The organism is Vibrio sp. 10N.222.55.C6 (assembly GCF_041473395.1).
GTDB classification, from domain to species: Bacteria; Pseudomonadota; Gammaproteobacteria; order Enterobacterales; family Vibrionaceae; genus Vibrio; species Vibrio crassostreae_C.
Map to the genome: position 1 here is coordinate 1 of NZ_JBFRSD010000102.1, position 539 is coordinate 539.

Annotated in this window: 1 protein-coding gene; it reads left to right on the top strand. The window is 48.4% G+C overall.

The features are described 5' to 3' along the window. On the top strand, positions 1 to 539 hold a 539-nt coding region (locus tag AB4486_RS22740; protein WP_372118745.1), incomplete at both ends, for a cadherin-like domain-containing protein.

Consider the following 539-nt stretch of genomic DNA (forward strand, 5'->3'; position numbering starts at 1 on the left):
ATTCTAAACAATGCCGATGGTACGTTTACGTTTACCCCAGAAAAAGACTACAACGGCGCGGTGCACTTTAGCTATGACGTCAAAGATGCACACGGTGGTGTAACACACACCGGCGCAACCACCAACTTAGCTGCGGTTAACGACAACCCTGATGTGACGCCTTTAACCGACAGTGTCAGTGAGGGGGCCGATAATCATCACACCCTCAATCTGCTAGTAGGTGCCACAGACAAAGACGGCGACGCTTTAAGCGTCAGTCACCTTGAATATGCCATCGATGGTCAACTTCAGGCAGGGAAAATCCCCGCAGGTATCACCTTAGATACTGATGGTCATACATTAATTGTTGATGCCACTGATCCCGCATTTAACCATTTGGCCAATGGTCAGTCGCAACAAATCGCTATCACTTATCAAGTAGAAGATGGCCATGGTGGAAGTACGCAACAAACCGCCACGCTTACGATTGCCGGGACAGATGATAAAGCCACACTGGTTTCTAATGTCATTCAGCTCACTGAAACACAAGCGCTGGATAG